We start from the raw sequence: 17,997 nt of genomic DNA on the forward strand, positions 1-17,997 counted from the left end.
CTATCTAAGCAAATTGCAAGCCAGAGTCAAAAATGACCTGGAGGGGCAGGGCCCGCCAAAAGGAGGAAACGAGATGTTGAAAAATTCAGGAACACGTATTGCTCTTACGCTAGCGTTGCTGGTTCCGGCTATCGCTGCGCCGGCGTTCGGGCAGGAGGCCGCTGAAGTAGACGCTGAAGTCACCTATGAAACTGTCGTGGTCACCGCGCAGCGCCGCGAGCAGAGCCTGCAGGATGTTCCGGTTGCAGTCTCTGCGTTCACTGCAGAGCAGTTGAAGAACAGCAGTATCGAAACAATTCAAGACCTTGCCTTGCGCACCCCGGGCCTGACTGTCGGGGCGGTTGATCCCATACAGAACAATTTCTCGTTGCGGGGGATTGGAACGGCCGCAGGCATCAGCCAGAATGCAGGCGGCGACGGTTCCGTCGTTGTTTTTGTTGACGGGGTCTATGCTGGTCGTGGAGGTACGCCGGATTTGGATGTGCTCGACCTGGAGCGCGTGGAAGTATTGCGCGGGCCCCAGGGAACACTGTTCGGCAAGAATGCCATCGGCGGACTGATCCAGTTCGTCAGCCGTAAACCCTCTGACACGCCATCATTCTTTGCTGAAGGTACGGTCGGTAATTTCAGCAGATACAATGTCACGCTTCGTGGGAATGTTCCGCTGTCAGACAAGGTTTTCCTTTCCGGCGGGCTGGCGCACAAGCAGCGCGATGGCTTCGAGTTCAACGAAACCACTGGCAATGACGTCAATGATCAGGATGTCACGACTGCCCGGATCGCCGCGCGATTCCTGCCGTCAGAAAATCTGGATATCGTGCTCAGGGCAGACGGAACCTGGCAGGATCAGGCTGGCAACCCCAGAGACAACAATTGCGACGCAGCCTTCAATGGCGGGGTGCATTGTGTGGGGGTAAATCCCGATCCGCGCGTCGTGAATGCCTATATCGACGGGCAGATTTTCCGGCAGATCAACTCACTCAGCGGAGAGCTGAACTGGACCACGGATTTCGGCACGCTCACATCGCTGACTGCTCTGCGCGACGTGAAGTACAAGTTCCGTACGCCTTTCTTCAGCAATCCCATCAACCCGCCAACGCAAATCGAGTCGACTGATTTCGGAAGGGAAGAAGCCACCCAGTTCAGCCAGGAGTTGCGCTTCGCATTCGAGGCGATGAATGACCGGCTGCAGGGGCAGGTCGGCCTTTACTATCTGGACGAGGATATTGACCGGCTGCAAGGCCAGATCCAGGATTTCCCGGTACCTGCCCAACAAGGCATCGCCATCTATCCCCAGTCTGTAAATGCCAAGAGCTTTGCCGTGTTCGGGCAGTTTGACTATGCCGTCACCGATACGCTGACAGCAACTGTGGGTGCCCGGATGACCTGGGAAGAAAAGGAAGGGCGTTTTGCCGGCATGAAGGTTTCCGGCCCGGGGCTTCCGCCCCCGCTCGGCAGCCTCGATGGATACGACGTTCAGGCATCGGAAAGCTGGGATGCCTTGACGCCTCGTTTCGCGCTCAATTGGCAAGCATCGGATACTGTCATGCTCTACGCCTCGGCCGCCAAGGGCTACAAGAGTGGCGGGTTCCAGGGGCTCTCAGGAACGGCGGCGGGTGCATCCACTCCGTACGATCCAGAGTTTGCGTGGGGTTATGAGCTCGGCGGCAAGACCGAGTGGCTGAACCGGCGCCTGACCCTGAATGCGGCGCTCTTCAAGACCGACTATGAGGACTTGCAGATTTCCCAGTTGGTACCGCTCTGCTGCGTTGTTGTCAGCAATGCGGCAAAGGCGGAGATCCAGGGTTTCGAAGTGGAATTTGTCGGCCGCCTTACAGACAATCTCCGGCTCGATGGCAGCTATTCATGGCTCGACACGAAGTTCGTGGAATACCAGATTCCGGGAACGGATTACACGGGCAATGAACTGCCCCGGTCGCCTTCGGGAAAATACAATATCGGAGCTCAGTATGAGGCCCCGATCGGTGATTTCCGCCTGTTGGCCAGGGTCGACTATTCCTGGGTGGATGATGCTTTCTTCGAGGCTTCCAATGTTGCCGCGCAGCTCTGGCCCGAGCATGACAATCTCGATGCCCGCCTCGCGGTCACCCTGCCGGATGATCGCTGGCAGGTATCGCTCTGGGGCAAGAATCTCACCGATGAGCTGGTTCCGACTTATGTGACTTATTTCGGTCCCTTCCGGCAAACTCTGGTGCCGTACAGCCCTCCGCGGACGTATGGCCTCAGCCTCTCCTACACGATGTAAACTGACTTGGGCGCGCGCGGGCAATTTGCCCGGCGCGCCCTCATTTTTTTGGGACTTCCATCATGCAAAACCCCGCTTTCCGATATCTTTGCACCTACCGCGCTGATCTGAATGAGCCTCAGCAGATGATCGGCAAGGCCCATTTCGGCCGCCGCATGATCGCCGTGCTCACCGGGGGGGTGGTTGAAGGGGAGCGCCTCCGGGGCCGGATAGTTCCGGGGGGGGGCGATTGGGCAACCATTGACGATAACGAAACCCTGCGTCTCGATGCCCGCGTCACTATGGAAACCCACGATGGCGCACTGATCTTTGTGTCCTATCGCGGCGTGCTCAGGCCTATGAGCAAGGTAAGAGAGTATTCCGTGCGCGGTGGACCGGCCAATGATGCCGAGCGGGCGCAGGTTTACTTCCGGACTACGCCAATCTTCGAAACCGGGGATGAGCGATATGCCTGGTTGAACAATATCGTGGCTGTCGGTCTTGGCGATTCGATCGGCGGCGCTGTCCGCTACAACGTATTCGAGGTGCTGTAAGAATGCGTCCTTTCAAGGCGGTGACCGCAATAGCGGCGCCGCTGCCCATTGCTCATATCGATACCGATCAGATACTTCCAGCGAGGTTTATGAAAACGCTGACGCGGGAGGGGCTGGGGCGCCGTCTGTTCAATGACTGGCGGTATGATGCGGGCGGTGGAGAGCGAGGGGACTTCGTGCTCAACCAGCCCCCATGGCGAGCGGCAGAGATCCTCGTCGCCCGGGAGAATTTTGGCTGTGGCTCCTCCCGGGAACATGCGGCTTGGGCGCTAGACGATTTCGGATTCCGGGCAATCATCGCGCCCACCTTCGGGACAATCTTTGCGACCAACTGTGTCAAGAATGGCATTTTGCCCGTGACCCTGACGGGAGCAATCTGCGATACGCTGATGGCGACCTTATCTGCTGGGAAGAACACGTTGGTGCGTGTGGACCTTGAGGAATGCTTGGTAACCGGCCCAGACGGACAAACCCATTCATTCGATGTGCGGGAGGACTTCCGTGATACTCTTCTGGCGGGTCTAGACGATATTTCCCGTACACTGAAATATTCTGACGCTCTTTCGGACTTCGAATCGAACCGCAAGCTGTGAGCTGGTTTCATCGCTTCAAATAAGTGTGCGAAAATCCGTTATCTGACCGGTTATAGCGGCTGCTGCCGCCATGGCCGGGCTCATCAGGTGTGTGCGTCCAGCAGGACCCTGCCGGTTTTCAAAGTTCCGGTTTGACGTCGACGCGCATCGCTCGCCGGGGCTCAGCCGGTCGGAGTTCATCGCGGCACACATGGAACAGCCTGGTTGGCGCCACTCAAATCCGGCATCCATAAAAATCTTGTCGAGCCCTTCGTCCTCGGCTGCCTGGCGGACAAGACCGGACCCCGGGACCACAATTGCCTTCACGCTCCCGTAAACTTTCCGGCCCTTCAGGATGATCGCCGCCGCCCGCAGGTCTTCGATGCGGCCATTGGTGCAGGATCCTATGAACACCCTGTCAATTGCCGTGCCCGCAATGGGCGTCCCCGGGGCCAGCTGCATATAGCCGAGGGCGCGCTCCATCACCGCCCGCACTCTGGGGTCGGACTGATCGCGAGGGTCTGGGATTTGCGCGTCAATGCCAATACTTTGCGCTGGATTGATGCCCCAGGAAACGACGGGGCCAATATCTGAGGCATTCAGCGTAACCGTCCGATCAAAGAGGGCGTCTTCATCGGTCTGGAGCGGCCTCCAGCCCGGCAGGTGCGCCGCCCAGGCATCCGCCGGCATTCGCTGTTTCAGATAGGCGAACGTTGTTTCATCCGGGGCGATCAGGCCCGCACGCGCCCCTGCTTCAATGCTCATATTGCAGAGCGTCATGCGGCCTTCCATGGAGAGGGTCGAGATCGCTTCGCCGCTATATTCGATCACATGATCTGTCGCTCCATCCACGCCTAGAACAGAGATGAGCTTGAGGGCCAGATCCTTGGCCGTAATGCCCTCCTGCAGCTGCCCGTTGACGATGATCCGCAGATTTTTGGATTTCCGTTGCCGGATGGCCTGGGTTGCCATGACGTGCTCGATCTCGGAGGTTCCGATCCCGAAGGCCAGCGCGCCAAAGGCGCCGTGCGTCGATGTGTGGCTGTCTCCACACACGATGGTCATGCCCGGTAAGGTTCGCCCGAGTTCAGGCCCCACGACATGCACGATCCCATTGCGCAGATCTCCCAGCGTGTAGTGCTCAACGCCGAATTCCGCGCTGTTGCGCGATAGCGCTTCGATTTGCAGGCGCGACGCAGTGTCCTCGATTCCGGAAGTTCCCAGTTCCTGCCTGATAGTGGGCACGCAATGGTCCGCCATCGCCAGCGTCAGGTCCGGCCGGCGTAAGGGGCGCCCCAGAGCTTTCAGGCGGGAGAAAGCCTGAGGCGATGTCACCTCATGCAGCATGTGAAGATCAATGTAGAGAATCGCTTCGCCATTGTCCTCGGCAACAAGGTGCGCATCCCATAGTTTTTCATACAGAGTTCGCGGCCGGGCAGGGGATGTTTTGCCTGTCATGAAAGGCTCCGGTCAGATATTCTGAAGGTTAGACAGCTAACTTATTGGCTGCGACCGGTTTGGCAAGCCGAACCAGCTGGCGCCAGGCAGATGAATTGATTTGCGGACCAATTTGAATTAGCTATCTATGTAAATGAGCCCTGATCTCCTTAAGCAAATAACAGGGCAGGAGGAACAAATGGCTGAACAACGTCCGTTCGAGTTCAAAGGCGTAAATCACCTCGCGCTGGTCTGCCGCGACATGAAGAAAACAGTTGAGTTTTACCGCGATACGCTGGGCATGCCCCTCATCAAGACGATCAACCTGCCCAATAATTCAGGCCAGCATTTTTTCTTTGACTGCGGCAACGGCGATTGCATTGCCTTTTTCTGGTTCCCGGATGCGCCAAAGGCCGTGCCGGGAATTTCGGCGCCGTCTACCCTGCCGACACGCGGAAGCTTTGTCTCTGCACACGGATCAATGAACCATATTGCGCTGAACGTTCCAGCTGAAAAGTTTGACGAATACTATCAGCGCCTGATCGAGCGCGGGGTCGATGTCACACCGATCCTCAATCACGACAATTCGCCGATGCAGGTCAGCGCTGAAGTGACTGACGATGTGTTTGTACGGTCGGTATACTTCTTCGACCCCGACGGCATCTGCCTGGAGTTTGCCTCCTGGACCAAGACATTCGACGAAAGCGATGTCGCCCACGAGCCCATCTCGGTTGAGGAGGTCTGACGTTCAAGCCGGACCGCGGCGGATCAGGGCGGCGGAGCGGGTGTCTGGATCATCCGGTCTTCGGATTCGAGATTCTGGTTCACCTTCGTCAGCAGACGCCGCAGCTCGGACTTTTCCTTGGCGGTCAGCCCCTTTGTGGCGAGCTCATTGACCTCTTCAACCAGAGGCATGAGCTTTGCCTTCAGGGCCCTGGCCTTGGGCGTAAGAAAGATGTTGATCTTGCGTCCGTCTTCGGTGCTCTGCTTTCGGGTAATCAGACCAGCCTTTTCCAGACGTTTGACGGCAATCACGGTGGTTGGCTCGCGCATACTTACCCGTTGGCTGAGTTCACGCTGACTGATGCCGTCCTCGATCCACAGCACCCGCAGGAAATGCCATTGTGACGCTGTCACGCCATACTCGGAGGTGCGCGCTTCCAGCGCGCGAGAGACCGACCGGAAGGATTTCCGCACAAGATAGCCAAGACTGTTGCTCCATTCGGAGTAAGGGCTTTCAGTTCCGGCTTTTTTTGTCATGCGAAATGCGCTCCTGTTCATTCCCGAACTATATGGAGGGTGCGCGTTTCAAGGCAAGCACCGGTTGCCGGGCGGGACGGGGATAGTTGAAGAAAGTTAGTTGAAAAAAGGTTAGATAGCTATGCAAATCTCCTGAGATTTGCTACCGCACGAAATCAGAAGAAACAGCCCTTTGGCATGTTTCCTGTACAGACAATTGGAGGACCGCCCGAATGACCGATAAAGGCCTGATTGAGGACACAGTCGATAGCCGTTTCGTAAGCAGTGAATCGCCCACGTCTCCCAGGATCATGGCGGGAGGGCATCCCTGCCAGGGGATTTACTGGACCCCCAAAGGCACCCCAAATCCGCGCGTGGCCTTCATCGCCACCCATTACAATGTCGACTTCAGCGAACACTATTTCGCCGCGTATCTCGCCTCTCGGGGGTATGGTTTCCTCGGCTGGAATACACGCTATCGCGGTGCCGAGGACATGTTCCTTCTGGAACATGCGCTGGTGGACATCAGTGTGGGGGTCAAATGGCTGCGCGAGGTGGCAGGCGTCGAGACAGTTGTGCTCTTTGGAAACTCCGGCGGCGGTTCGCTGATGGCGGCCTATCAGGCTGAGGCAACCCGCTCCACGCTCTCCGGAAAACTGAAAGGTGCCGGCGCTGAACGCCTGGCCGCTCTGCCACCGGCTGATTTCTATGTTTCCAGCAACGCCCATATCGGCCGCCCGGAAGTGATGACTGACTGGATGGATGCTTCAGTGACGGATGAATGGGACCCCGTCGCCACGGACTCGTCGCTGGATCCGTTCAATCCTGACAATGGCCCGCCCTATTCGCCTGAATTTGTCACCCGTTACCGCGCCGCCCAGCGCGCCCGCAACCAGCGCATCACCGATTGGGTGAAGGCTGAGCTTGCCCGTCTTAATGCTGCCGGAATTCCAGACCGTATCTTCCCGCTCTTCCGTATGTGGGGCGACTTGCGCTGCATGGACCCCTCCCTGGATCCCTCCGACCGCAAACCGCGCTGGTGTTATCGTGGCGATCCCGTCATTGCCAACAGAAGCCCGAGTATTGGCCGCGCGTCGATGCTGACCAGCTGGCTTTCCATGTGGTCGCTGGAAACTTCGGATTGCCAGGGAGAGCCGCACCTTAAAAAGCTGACAGTGCCTTCTCTGGTTATTCAGGGTACGGCGGATACCGGTGTTTTTCCGAGTGATGCGGCCCGTATTCACAACGCCATCGGCGCGTCCGACAAGCAGTTGCAGATGCTTCCCGGTGCGCATTATTTCGAAGAATCTGCGCAGCATCGGCATGACGCAGCCGATGTTGTTTCAAGCTGGCTTCAGGCGCGGATCTAAGCATGGGCACAAAGCCTCAGAGTATCGCCATCGTCGGCGGCGGCGCCATGGGATCGGTTTTTGCCGGCCTTTTCGCTGCTGCTGGCCATCAGCCGGTGGTGATAAGCCGTCCGGGGGCGCACATTGAGGCCATCGCTGCCAGTGGCCTGCGTCTGGAGGGGGCGAGTGGTGACCGGACAGTTCAGGTGCGGGCGCTCACGGCGCCGCCCAATGAGGTGTTCGATCTCATTATTCTGGCTATGAAGGCTACCCAGGTAGCTGGCGCTCTCCAGGGGCTGGCCCCAATGGCCGGCCCCCAAACTGTTATCCTTACGATGCAGAACGGGCTGGGCGCTGCAGATATGGTGGCGGAATTCTTCGGGGAAGAGAGGGTGGCCGTAGGGATTGCAGCAGGCTTTGGCGCGTCGGTAGTATCGCCCGGCCATGCGCGCCACGCCGGAATGGGGGCCATTCAGATTGGGGCCTATGGGAGCCTTCCTGCAGACCGGATTTCCGAGATTGCAGAGCTCTGGCGCAGCGCGGGGTTCAATGCCGAAGCGGCTGACGATATCGTCAGTATGCAGTGGGAAAAGCTAATCTGTAACGCTTCCTTCAGTGCGCCCTGTGCTATTTCCGGGCTTACGGTTGGTGAGGCGCTGGCGGATCCGGCTCTGGGTGAGGTTTGTATTGCTGCTGGCCTTGAGGCTTGGGAAATTGCGCGCGCCGCCGGTGTGGCGCTCAAGGTAAGTGATCCCGAGGCCTATATTCGTGCCTTTGCCCAGCGTGTCGCCGCAGCAAAGCCATCCCTGTTGCAGGATTTGGAAGCAGGCCGCCAGACAGAAGTTGACTATATCAACGGCGCCGTTCCCCGTGAGGCGGCCAGGATCGGCCTTGCGGCGCCGGTGAATGCCGTGTTGACGGCGCTGGTGAAATCCTTCGAAGGCCGCCGAGGCGGCGCCTGATTAGCGTCTTTCAGCCCGAGATCTGATCAATATAGGGACGAAGTTCCGGCTTGGCCTCCAACCCAAACCCAGGCTGCTGGGGTACTTCGATCATTCCCTCCGTGATGGGAAGACCGGGCAGGTAGCCTCCGAAAGGCTGGAACACCGCTGGATACGCCTCGCAGCCGCCAAGGTTCAGCCCGGCGACTATGTGCAAGTTCAGCAGGTGCCCGCCATGCGGAAAGGCCATCGTCCGGCTGAAGCCGGAGGCCTCCATCAGGGCGATCATCCCGGCATATTCGGTCAGCCCATAACTGAGCCCGGCATCCATTTGAAAAATATCAATGCCGGGCCGCATGCCGCCATGGCGCAAAAGATTACGCACATCCGGAATGGAAAACAGGTTTTCGCCCGTAGCCACGGGCCCCTGATAGGCGTCAATCACTTGTCGGTTGAGATCATAGTCCAGTGGATCTCCCGCCTCCTCATACCAGCGCAGCTGATAGGGCTTCAGCCGTTCGCCCAGAGAGATCGCGTCTTCAAGGCCAAACCGCCCATTGGCATCGACGCTAATACGCCTTCCGGAACCTGCCTGCTCTACGGCTGTTTCGAGCCGGGCGATATCTTCCTTTAACGGAACACCGCCTACTTTCATCTTGAACTGCGTAAAGCCCATATCCTGATAAGCTTTCAGTTCGTCGCGCAGCCTGTCTGCGCCGCCCTCGGGATAATAATAACCGCCAGCTGCATATACGCTGACCTTGTCGGCCTGTGTCCTTCCAAACGCCTTTGCGATGGTATTGGCTGCCGGTTGATCCTCAAGCTTGGCGAGCAGATCCCAGGCGGCGAGTTCAATTGCCGCAATCGCAGAGGCCCTGTCTCCGTGGCCGCCGGGCTTCTCATCTTTCATGAGTACTTTGGCTAGCGCCGCCGGAGAGAGGCATCCATCTAGGCCGAGATATGTCTCAGCCGGGGCAGAGGCAGCGCGCGGAATGAGCCGCTCCCGGATGATCCCGGATTGCGCAAAGCGGCCTATGGAATTGAACGCAAAGCCTGTTACCGGACGTCCGTGACGCATGACATCGCTGACCACCGCAACCAATGAAACCGTGTGCCGGGAGAAGTCCACCACAGCATTGGCGATATTGCCCGACAGGCGCACCGGCATTTCCCGGATTTCTACGATCTTCATATGGCTCCCCCGGCATCGGCGCGAACAAGGCTTGTATGGGTCAAAATAAGTAGCTAGCTAAGTAATATATGTCCATGCTTCTTCTTTGAGATAATGCGCGGGAGGGTAAAATGTCGGCCGTGAGAATACTTGTTTTGGCGGGGAGTGGGCGGGACGGCTCGTTCAACCAGCGCTTGGCTGACTGCGCCGCCACGCTCGCCAGCGCGCAGGGCGCAGAGGTCACTTCCATCCGGCTGGAAGATTTTGACCTCCCGATATATTCCCACAGGCTGGAGACAACGGCTTTCCCCGAAAGCGCCCGCCGCCTGAAGGCTCTCTTCGTTGAGCATGACGCAACCCTGATTGCATCGCCGGAGTATAACGGATCGGTCAGTGGGCTACTCAAGAATGCCATAGACTGGGCCTCTCGGCCAACCGATGGGGAGGGGCCGCTCGCGCTCAGCGCGTTCCGGGGCAAGGTTGCGGGCATTCTGTCTGCCTCTCCGGGTCCGTATGGCGGCCTGCGGGGACTGATGCATCTGCGTCAGATCCTCGGCACGGTCCAGATGCTCGTTGTTCCGGAGCAGGCGGCCGTGCCCTTCGCAGATCGCGCTTTCGACGGCGCGGCGCTGACCGATCCGGTTGCGGCCCAGGTTCTGCCATTGCTGGTGCAGCGCGTCATCAAGACTGCAGGATCGCTCAAATGACGAACAAGGTGTCTCCCTCCACCCTTTCTGACGCCCGTTTCCGCCTGCCACCGGGCTACGCGCCGTTCATGACATCCTTGCTTCTCTCAATTTTCATGTGCGCGTTCGTTTCCTTGGTTTCCACGATAAAAAGCGAGGGCATCACGTCAGATCTTCTCGGCGCCTGGCTCAGTGCCTGGCTGATCAGCTGGCTGCTTGCCTTTCCGGTCGTCCTCGTCGTAATGCCCATCGTTCGCCGTCTCGTTCGTCTCATCTGCCGTCCGGTTTGATGGCTGCGGCGTGGCGCGAGGCCTGCCGGGATGATGTGAGTACGAACAATATGATTGAGATTGGACCGCTGGTTCTGGCCGCAGATCGCCTGATAGGTATCTTGCTGGTCTGGCTGTTTCTGGCGGGCGCGGGAGTTCTTGCGCGGCGTTCGGGAGACGATTTCGGGCGGCTGTCGTGGAGCGCGGTGATGATTGGTGTGTTGGCCGCGCGCCTGGCTTTCGTGGTCCAGAACTATCCGGCCTACCTGGCAGAGCCCTGGTCAATCCTTGCCGTCTGGCAGGGTGGTTTCACCGCATGGGCCGGGGTTCTGGCCGCAGCCGGCGTGATATTGGTTGGAGGCAAGCGGCGGCGCTCCGCCGTTGTTCTGGCCGCAGGCGCGGGTCTTCTTTTCGCGGTCTTCCAGGCAGCGAGCTTTGCGCTGGAGACGCGCGAAAAGACGCCCTTTCCGATGGATGTGCAAATCGAAACGCTTGAGCAAACACCGTTGCAACTCGAAAGCCTGGCGGGAAGGCCCTTCGTGGTGAACCTCTGGGCCAGTTGGTGTGGACCTTGCCGGAGGGAAATGCCAATGCTTGTTGAGGTTGCTGAAGGATCAGCAGTCCCGGTATTGCTCATCAATCAGGGCGAGGACTCATCTGTCATTCGCAAATTCCTGGAGAGGGAGGGCATCCAGTCCGGCATGATCCTGCTCGATCCTGATCAATCGCTCTCTGCTGCTGTTGGATCACGGGCCTTGCCGGCAACTCTTTTTGTCGGCGCCGATGGAATGATCCATAAAACCCATGTGGGCGAGATATCCAGAGCGGCGCTGATGAACGGCATCCGGGAAATCGAAAGCGCGCTTAAGTGAACTGGTGATCAGGGCTGTTTCCCGTCTGCCCAGGAAAGGCGGACATAGAGCAGCCCCCCGTCAGTATCATAAGGGGCATTGCGGGAGTATATCAGCCCCTTTGATTTCTGCAGGCCGGCTTCATCCGGATAGGTGTTGAACAGATTTTCCGCGCCGATGCGTAGACGCCACTGATCAGTGAGCGCGTAGCTGATTGCAATATCGGCAAATGCCTTCGCCCCGAACCTCTGCAGGCTGAGATTTTCGTCATCGGCATAGTCGGACCAGGCTCCGCTCAACCGCACCCGCCCTTCCAGCCGCCAAGGGCCGTGGTCAAAGCTGGCGGTTGTCTGAGCCGAATGAGCCGGCAGGAACTCCTCAAACCGGCGCAGCCGAACGGGATTGTCCTGGAGAGATCCATTCAGAACCTTGATCGTATTGTAGGTATAGGAGGCCTTGATGGAAACTTCGCCGTTCGAAACGGAATGGCTGAACTGCGCCATCAGATCCAGCCCTTGCGTCCGGGTCCGGAAGTCATTCTGGAAAAACGTAACTTCAGTTATGCTTTCTCCGCCCGGCACGCCCAGGGCCGTCAGTCGTGCGCGCTCAACCGGGGTAAGAGCGTAGATGTCAGACAGAGTGAACCGATCATCGATCTCAATCTGGTAAGCATCCAGAGACAGGAACAGTTTGTCGGCCGGAGAGAAGATGATGCCTGCTGACAGATTTTCCGACATTTCCGGACGCAAAGGCGCGATAGATACATCCGGACGTGCGTTCAAAATAGCCGCCACTGGACCGGTTGGCGAGAACCGGCCCTGAGTGAACACATCGAGCGTCAGCGCGCTGACCCCCTGCGAGGTGCGTTCCCCAAATATCTGGCCGGGCGTTGGCGGGCGGAAGCCGGTTGAGACCGTGGCGCGCAAGGCCGCGCCGTTCCCCAGCGCATAACGCGCCGAAACCTTGCCGGTGATGGCCTCGCCAAAGCCGGAATAATCTTCATAGCGGGCGGCCATTCCCAGTTTCAGGCGCGGGGTAAGGTTCGATTCAAAGTCGGCATAGACAGCATGGCTTTCCTGATCGAAATCTCCCGCCTGAAGCGGCGTATAGCCGGGAAAGCCGTTGGAGCCGGAAGTAAGCCCATCCACCGCGCCGGCGCCAATGGCATAAGACGCCGGATCACCGGCGCGGATAGTATAGATTTCGCGGCGATACTCCGCGCCATAGGCAAGGGATAAAGGGAGGCTCCAGGCAAGGCTCTGACGCAGATCGGCATTCACCGTATACTCTGTCTGCTGAAGGCCTCCGGTGTTGAATGCGGTGGGGCTTTCCGGCCCCATGGACGCATTGATGGTGTCGAAGAGGAAATAATCGATACGGTTACGCCCGAAGCCGGCGCTGATATCGAAATCCAGACGATCACCCGCATTGCGATAGCCAGAGAGAAGGGCGCCGTCCCGGTAGTCCTGCCCGAACTGCGGGGTAAAACCGTTGGGATACACGTCCGCCAGACTGAAACCTTCGAAGGCATCTGTTGGGCCGTAAAGGCTGGCAGTTTCCGGGTGGCGCCAGTTGAAATCTGACAGGCCGGCCCCCTGATTATAGCTCCCTTGCGCGTAAATCTCGCCGCCATTGCCCCGGACGTAGGCAAAATTCATCAAACTGCGGATGTCTTCCCGTTCCGGCTGTCCCCAGCGCTGGACGGGATTGCGCAATGCGACTTCCGGATGATCCTGCTGCCAGTCCAGGGCATCTTCTCTCTGGCGGGCGCGAGACGTTGGGGCGGCGTGGCTATACTCGCCGGTGATCCGCCACCGGGCACGATGCATCTCCGCGCCCCAGGCAATTCCCAGGCGATATTGCTCCCCATCACCATCCTGATACTGACTATGCTGTGTGAAGATATCAATTCCGGCTTCGTCGCGAGTGATGATATTGATAATCCCGGCAATGGCATCTGCGCCATACTGAGCGGAGGCGCCATCCTTGAGGATTTCGATGCGCTGGATCGCGCCGGCGGGAATCTGTGCCAGATCCGGCGCCTGCGCTCCCTCTGGCCCAAGCAAAGCGGATTTGTGGCGCCGTTTTCCATTGATGAGGACGAGCGTGTGGTCCGGCGCAAGATTACGCAGCCGCGAGGGGCGCACATAAACATTGCCATCGCTGAGCGGCAGGCGCTGGGCAGTAAACGAGGGCACGAGTTGCGCGAGGATGTCGATCACATCGTCGGAAGCAGGCGCCATGATCTCCTGCCCGGGAAGAACTTCGATTGGAGCCATGCTCTCGCTGAACAGCGGGAGGGTGCGCGATCCTGTTACCACGACAGGGTCAAATATCCGCAAGCTGTCCTGCAGGGGTGGCAGTCTGAGGGGCGCAACCGGTTTGGTCGTCAGCGGGGCAGAGCGGGCAGTGGCCGGGGCATCTGCCTCTATCACCCATACGCCTTTGGTACGGGACTTGTAGCGCAGCCCCGAGCCTTCCAGAAGGAGGGTGAGCGCTTCCTCCACATCGCCAGCCCCGGCGATCCGGGGCGCCTGCCGCGCGCTCAGGTCTGGCGCATTGGCGATGATCACAAAGCCGGTCTCGGCTGCGAGTTGGTTGAGAGCGTCCGCCAACGGTTGGGCATCGACATTGATACCGCCGGGAGCCGCCAAGGCAGGCCCGGCAGCCAAGCAACTCAATGCGAAAGCCGCCAGGCTGCGGGGCATCGTCCTCTCCGGCGGCTGCGCCGCACGCTTCACGCTGCTTTCAACCGGCCAGCCATGACAGCAGAATGACAATGGCAGGCCATGGCTGCATTTGCCGACAGAGTGACGCCGGGCTGCAACACCTCCGCCGGCTCAGGTCAGGACCGGAAAGCCTCGGCGGTTTCCACCAGCGCGGCGGCAAGGCGGGTGCAATCGTCAGCGGAGTTATAAAGAGCCGGAGTGATGCGCACACAGGCCCCACGCGCCAGGCCGGTGCGGTGCGTGGTAAAAATGCCGTGCCGGTCAATCAGATGCTCGACGATTGCCTGGTTCGCGCGTGCGCCGGCATGTCCCCTCAACCGGAAGGAAGTGATCCCCGCATGCATGCGCGGATCATCTGCGGTCAGGACATCAAGGCCGGCAACGGCGCGAACCTCCCGCACCCACAGGTTCCGCAAATGGGCCAGGCGAGCTGCCTTGTTTTCCGGCCCGATCTCGAGATGGAAATCCAGAGCGTCACCAAGAGTAAGGAAGGTGGCAAAGTTTGTCGTGCCGGTATGAACGCGGTTCTGGATGCCGCCTACGCCTTCAGGCAATTCAGAAATGTCCGGTGATATGGCCTCAAGCCGGCTGCGCCGAATATACATCAGCCCGGCGCCTAGCGGCGCGCCCATCCATTTGTGCAGGTTGAACCCGGCAAAATCGGCGCCAAGGTCATCGACCGTAAAGGCGGTCTGGCCCCAGGAATGAGCGGCATCGACGATGCAATCGACCCCGCGCTCCCGCGCCAGCGCCGTAATCTCCCTGACCGGAACCCTCAGCCCGTTCCGATGGCTGATATGCGTGAGCAGGAGAAGCTTCACATCCGGGTTTGCATCAAGCGCGGCTTCATAGAAATTGAGGATTTCATCAAATTCTGCGGGCTCCGGGGCCTCCAGACGCACGACGCGGCACTGATTGCGCAACGCCAGAGTTTCCATCGCGGTCTGGATGGAGTCGTAGTCGATGTCGGCATACATCACAGCATCGCCTGGCTTCAGCCCGTTATAGCCGCGCAGGATGGCCTGCAGCGCTTCGGTGGCCCCGCGGGTAAAAACGATCTCGTCTTCGCCGGCGCCAAGAAAAGCGGCCAGGCGGGCGCGAATGGGTTCGATGTCCTTGTAGAACTGGCGGCGCGCATACCAGGAGTTCTGCCGGTTCACATAGTCTGTGTGGCGTTTGAAAGCCTCCAGCACGGGGCGTGCCATCGGGCCCCAATATCCGTTCTCGAAATTGGTGACCTCACTGGTCACTTCATACTGAGCCGCAATTCTGGCCCAATAGGCCTCGTCTTCTGGGCGAACTGGTGAGGTTTCCCGCGGGAGGGTGGCCCCGGTTCCGGAAACGGCCCCAAGGGCAGCCGCGCCAGCGGCTGCCCCCTTCAGGACCATGCGTCGTGTGATCGTCATGGTATCAGATTACCTCAGAAGCGGATGTCGGTCCGGATGTAGTATTGCCCGCCATCGGTATCATAGGGCGCGTTACGGGAGTAGATAAGCCCGCGATTTGCCTGATAGGTGGCTTCGTCCGGATACGAGTCGAACAGGTTTTCAGCGCCGATCCGGACACTGACGGCATCCGTCACCTTCCAGGTGGCACCGATATCCATCAGCACCATCGAGCCGAAATCCTGATAGACAACCCCGTTGGCATTGTCCGAGAAGTCCCGCCACTCGCCGTAATAGCGCAGACGTCCAAACACTTCCCAATCGCCAAGCGTATAGGTGGCCTGAACGTTGCCCGTGCTGCCGGGAATGCCTTTTTCGAAGCGGGCGGCTGTGTCCGGATTGGTGGCAAGGCTGCCGGCACGCACTTCTGTTTTGTTGTAGTTGTAGGCGCCGGTCAGGTTGAGGTTGCCAGGCCCCACGTCACGGCCCCAGGAAAGAACAAGGTCCAAGCCTTGGGTGCGGGTGTCAAAGTCGTTCTGATAGAAGAAAGCCGAAGTGATGCTTTCGCCGCTGGGCACACCCAGGGCCACCAGCTGCGCACGCTCGTCAGCGGTCAGACGGTAGGTGGCAGAGGTACCGAGGCGGTTGTCCACGTCGATCTGGTAGGCATCAAGCGTGGCCGTCAGACCAAAGCCCGAATTCCAGGCAAGGCCCAGCGACACGTTCTGGGACTCTTCAGGTTCCAGCGGATTGATCGTAACACCCGGACGCGCGCTGATGATTTCGGCAACCGGACCCTGCGGGCTGTAGCGGCCATTGGTGAACACGTTAAGCGTGGTCGTGTCGAGACCTTGTGTGATCCGCTCACTGAACAGCTGCGCAGGCGTGGGGGCGCGGAAGCCCGTGGATGCTGTTGCGCGCAGAGCAAGGCCATCGGCCAATTCAAAGCGGGTCGACAGCTTGCCGTCGATGTTGTCGCCGAAGACCGAGAAATCTTCGTAACGCAGCGCAGCGCCCACCGTCCAGCGGCTGGTGACCGGGGCTTCAAGATCGACATACGCAGCATAGCTTTCCTGATCCCAGTTGCCAGCTTGGGCCGGGCTGAACCCCGGGAAGCCGTTGGAGCCCGAAGGGAAACCTTCTGCAGCCAACGGACCGACAGCATAGGAGGCATATTCGCCGGCCGAGATTTCATACTTCTCCAAGCGCCGCTCGGCGCCAAAGGCGATGTTGAGATCATCTGCCAGGAAGCCAAGCGCCACCGGATAGACGAAGTCGGCGTTCAGGTTGAATTCGGTCTGGCGCAGATTGCCGATATCGAAACTGGTCGGGCTTGCCGAGCCGAGCGATGCGTTGATCGACTCATACATGAAGTAGTCAATGTCGTTCAGGCCATAGCTGGCGCTGAAGTCGTAGGAGAAGCCTTCCGCATTGGTGCTGCGATAACCGCCGGTCAGCGAGAAATCTTCGTCGTCCTGACCAAATTTCGGGGTGAAGCCCGCCGGGAAAATCTCGGTGAGATCATAATTGGGATCCACCGTACTGTTGCCATAAGTGTTGGTGTTCAGCGGGTTGCGCCAGTTGAAATCCGACACGCCTGAACCCCAGCCATGGGTGCCGAAAACATAAAGCTCGCTCGCGTCAAACTGATAAGCGCCATTCATGGCAAAGCGGAATGCCTGACGCTCTGCCTGGCCCCAGTTCTGAACCGGGTTTGGAACTTTCAGGTCAGGAAACTGCGCCTGCAGCTGCTCCGCATCCGGACGTTGACGGCTGCGAGAGGTGGGCTGCGCATCTGTATATTCGCCGGATAGGTTGAAGTAGCCGCGGTCAAACGCAAAGCCCTGCTGAGCGCCCAGGCGATATTGTTCGCCATCGCCTTTGTAATACTGGCCAGCCTGAGCAAAGACGCGGGTGCCCGGCTTGTCTTCCAGAATGATGTTGATCACGCCAGCAATGGCATCAGAGCCATACTGTGCCGATGCGCCATCGCGCAGCACCTCGATGCGTTTGATCGCGTAGGACGGGATCTGCGCCAGGTCGGCTGCCTGCGCGCCGTTGGAGCCGAGCAGAGCGGAGCGGTGAAAGCGTTTGCCATTCACAAGCACCAGCGTGTGGTCTGCCGAGAGGGCGCGGAGAGAGGCCGGGCGCACAAATACCTGGCCATCGGCCATCGGAAGACGCTTCACATTGAAAGATGGCACGAGCTGAGCCAGCGTATCCATCACCTCGTCCGAGACGGTGAGATTGATCGCATCGCCCGAGATCACATCCACCGGCGCAAGGCTGTCAAACGCCGTACGCGGCGCGCCGCGCGTACCGGTCACGATCACGGCATCCTGGACATAGGCTTCGGTTGGCTGAGCCGTTTCATCAGCCTCCTGCGCAAGGGCGGGCAGGGCGCAGCCAAGCGCAATGCCAGATGTCACCAGCAAAAGGGCCGCGCGAAGAGAAAACGTGTTGGTCATCGGGTTCCCCGGAAAAAGACTTGAGAGACCCCGGCCATTCGGGCCAGAGATCCGTCCGCACAAAAGGTGTGGACGCCGGGAAGACAGATGAGGGAGGCGGG

15 protein-coding genes are annotated in these 17,997 nt (G+C 59.1%); 9 read left to right on the forward strand and 6 right to left on the reverse strand.

What is annotated here, in order from left to right:
- Positions 1–73 precede the first annotated feature (73 nt).
- The 3 genes from BBF93_RS07685 to leuD all read left to right on the forward strand — a co-directional run bounded on the left by BBF93_RS07685 (position 74) and on the right by leuD (position 3,392).
- On the forward strand, positions 74–2,266 hold the full coding sequence (locus tag BBF93_RS07685; protein ID WP_114105521.1) for a TonB-dependent receptor: 2,193 nt from the start codon (positions 74–76) through the stop codon (positions 2,264–2,266).
- A gap of 62 nt (positions 2,267–2,328) precedes the next feature.
- Entirely contained in the window at positions 2,329–2,799 is a 471-nt protein-coding gene (locus BBF93_RS07690; protein ID WP_114105522.1) for a DUF3237 domain-containing protein, read from the forward strand.
- A 2-nt stretch (positions 2,800–2,801) separates the two neighbouring features.
- Entirely contained in the window at positions 2,802–3,392 is a 591-nt protein-coding gene (leuD, locus tag BBF93_RS07695; RefSeq protein WP_114105523.1) for a 3-isopropylmalate dehydratase small subunit, read from the forward strand.
- A 15-nt stretch (positions 3,393–3,407) separates the two neighbouring features.
- On the opposite strand, the gene leuC is transcribed toward leuD, so the two are convergent.
- Positions 3,408–4,829 (reverse strand): 3-isopropylmalate dehydratase large subunit, encoded by a 1,422-nt coding sequence (gene leuC / locus BBF93_RS07700; RefSeq protein ID WP_114105524.1) that lies wholly within the window; start codon positions 4,827–4,829, stop codon positions 3,408–3,410.
- A gap of 178 nt (positions 4,830–5,007) precedes the next feature.
- Here leuC and BBF93_RS07705 point away from each other — a divergent pair, with 178 nt between their 5' ends.
- A complete protein-coding gene (locus BBF93_RS07705; RefSeq protein WP_035602014.1) occupies positions 5,008–5,553 on the forward strand; it encodes a VOC family protein in 546 nt (181 codons plus the stop codon).
- A 23-nt stretch (positions 5,554–5,576) separates the two neighbouring features.
- Here BBF93_RS07705 and BBF93_RS07710 read toward each other — a convergent pair whose 3' ends face one another.
- Complete coding sequence (locus tag BBF93_RS07710) at positions 5,577–6,068, reverse strand: MarR family winged helix-turn-helix transcriptional regulator (RefSeq protein WP_114105525.1); 492 nt, start codon at positions 6,066–6,068, stop codon at positions 5,577–5,579.
- Between the two features lie 212 nt (positions 6,069–6,280).
- Here BBF93_RS07710 and BBF93_RS07715 point away from each other — a divergent pair, with 212 nt between their 5' ends.
- Positions 6,281–7,417 (forward strand): alpha/beta hydrolase, encoded by a 1,137-nt coding sequence (locus tag BBF93_RS07715; protein WP_035602009.1) that lies wholly within the window; start codon positions 6,281–6,283, stop codon positions 7,415–7,417.
- Positions 7,418–7,419: 2 nt separating this feature from the next.
- A complete protein-coding gene (locus BBF93_RS07720; RefSeq protein WP_114105526.1) occupies positions 7,420–8,358 on the forward strand; it encodes a ketopantoate reductase family protein in 939 nt (312 codons plus the stop codon).
- 10 nt (positions 8,359–8,368) lie between these two features.
- Here BBF93_RS07720 and BBF93_RS07725 read toward each other — a convergent pair whose 3' ends face one another.
- Positions 8,369–9,529, reverse strand: a complete 1,161-nt coding sequence (locus BBF93_RS07725) for an enolase C-terminal domain-like protein (RefSeq protein ID WP_114105527.1) — start codon at positions 9,527–9,529, stop codon at positions 8,369–8,371.
- A gap of 110 nt (positions 9,530–9,639) precedes the next feature.
- Between BBF93_RS07725 and BBF93_RS07730 the strand changes: the two genes are divergently transcribed.
- Genes BBF93_RS07730 through BBF93_RS07740 form a run of 3 tightly spaced genes read left to right on the forward strand, consistent with a single transcriptional unit; the run spans position 9,640 to position 11,335 of the window.
- Complete coding sequence (locus BBF93_RS07730) at positions 9,640–10,215, forward strand: NADPH-dependent FMN reductase (protein ID WP_114105528.1); 576 nt, start codon at positions 9,640–9,642, stop codon at positions 10,213–10,215.
- Positions 10,212–10,484: a DUF2798 domain-containing protein gene (locus tag BBF93_RS07735; RefSeq protein WP_114105529.1), complete on the forward strand. Its 273-nt coding sequence runs from the start codon at positions 10,212–10,214 to the stop codon at positions 10,482–10,484. The genes BBF93_RS07730 and BBF93_RS07735 overlap by 4 nt, the downstream gene beginning before the upstream one ends.
- Positions 10,484–11,335: a TlpA disulfide reductase family protein gene (locus BBF93_RS07740; RefSeq protein WP_114105530.1), complete on the forward strand. Its 852-nt coding sequence runs from the start codon at positions 10,484–10,486 to the stop codon at positions 11,333–11,335. Before BBF93_RS07735 ends, BBF93_RS07740 begins: the two co-directional genes overlap by 1 nt.
- Positions 11,336–11,343: 8 nt before the next feature.
- Here the strand turns inward: BBF93_RS07740 and BBF93_RS07745 are convergent, their stop codons facing one another.
- The 3 genes from BBF93_RS07745 to BBF93_RS07755 all read right to left on the reverse strand — a co-directional run bounded on the left by BBF93_RS07745 (position 11,344) and on the right by BBF93_RS07755 (position 17,896).
- Positions 11,344–14,022 (reverse strand): TonB-dependent receptor, encoded by a 2,679-nt coding sequence (locus tag BBF93_RS07745; RefSeq protein ID WP_114105531.1) that lies wholly within the window; start codon positions 14,020–14,022, stop codon positions 11,344–11,346.
- Positions 14,023–14,159: 137 nt separating this feature from the next.
- Positions 14,160–15,449, reverse strand: a complete 1,290-nt coding sequence (locus BBF93_RS07750; protein ID WP_114105532.1) for an aminotransferase class V-fold PLP-dependent enzyme — start codon at positions 15,447–15,449, stop codon at positions 14,160–14,162.
- A 14-nt stretch (positions 15,450–15,463) separates the two neighbouring features.
- Positions 15,464–17,896 carry a TonB-dependent siderophore receptor gene (locus tag BBF93_RS07755; protein WP_114105533.1) on the reverse strand — a complete coding sequence of 811 codons (2,433 nt, stop codon included), beginning with the start codon at positions 17,894–17,896 and terminating at the stop codon, positions 15,464–15,466.
- Positions 17,897–17,997 lie beyond the last annotated feature (101 nt).

This window comes from Hyphomonas sp. CACIAM 19H1 (genome assembly GCF_003325995.1).
Lineage (GTDB): Bacteria > Pseudomonadota > Alphaproteobacteria > Caulobacterales > Hyphomonadaceae > Hyphomonas > Hyphomonas polymorpha.